The 1,100-nt window shown below is 39.9% G+C and carries 1 protein-coding gene; it reads left to right on the top strand.

The genetic code is table 11. The annotated features are described in order from the left end of the window. The first annotated feature begins 130 nt into the window (after positions 1–130). Positions 131–877, top strand: a complete 747-nt coding sequence (locus D1Z90_RS20735) for an HNH endonuclease signature motif containing protein (protein WP_119912659.1) — start codon at positions 131–133, stop codon at positions 875–877. Positions 878–1,100 lie beyond the last annotated feature (223 nt).

Here is a 1,100-nt window from a genome sequence, read left to right as displayed (position 1 = left end):
CATTTGATAAGGTGTGTTTTTGGCGAAATTCATTAGATCAGAATGAGCGATGCGCGTCTACTCATTGTTTTTATTGGAAATTATGAGGGGATTCGTGAGAGTGCGGCGTTAGGCATATAAGGAGTGTTCATTGTCAATTTCCGATAAAAATAGAAAAATTCTTTGGGGGAGATCTGGCAATAAATGCGCAATGTGCAGGCATACGTTGGTATTTGATAATACCCCCAACGATGCTGAGTCTGTTGTAGGAGAGGAGTGTCATATTATATCAGGAGCTAAAAGTGGTCCCCGAAGTGACTCGGACTTTCCTCGAGAAAAAATCGATGATGTATCGAACTTAATATTACTTTGTCGTATTCACCATAAACAAATTGATGATCAAGTTGAAACTTATACACCTGAGTTACTGAGAACTATAAAGGGTAATCATGAGAAGTGGGTTGAAAATAAACTAAAAGACATACCTGAAATTCCCAAGGTGCGAATACAACGAATCAAAGAAGAGATCCCTGATAAATTACCAGTAATTAACTCAGGAAAAGAAATGTTCCATATTGCAGCTGGTGCTTGTGCCTTTTATAACGATTATAGTGATAACTTAACCGATGAAGAGTTAGATTTAGTCGGGTCATTTATACAAAATGTCAAAGACTGGGCTGAACTAGCCCAAGAGATGGAGCCTCTTCAGCAAATTAATGCGTCGAGAGATTTGGATAAAGAAATAAAGGCGTTACGTGAATTGAATATATTTACTTTCGCCGCGATTGAAAAACAAAAAATGGTGGGAGGTATTGGAGGTGATAGCCCATTCAGAGTACTCCACCTTTCAATAAATAAGGCAAGTGATTCAAATGTAATCTCTGATGAAAATGCCTAACAAGGCGTTTAAACGGAACTAAAACAGTGGGTTAGGTTTCGCTTCGCTACACATTTTAACCCACAATTTTAGTCCGCTTAACGCGGCGCTGACGGATCCCCTCATAATTTCCCTAGTCCAGCGTTGTGCGTGAGCCGTTGATATTCCAGTATTGCCCATTGATATTGGGACTCGTAAATTTGATACCGCCTATGGCTCCGAACTTCCCTTCCTAAGCGGGGTA

The sequence above is a fragment of the Motilimonas pumila genome (assembly GCF_003596335.1).
Classification (GTDB): Bacteria; Pseudomonadota; Gammaproteobacteria; order Enterobacterales; family CBDFNC01; genus Motilimonas; species Motilimonas pumila.
This window is presented reverse-complemented; position numbering and strand designations above follow the sequence as displayed.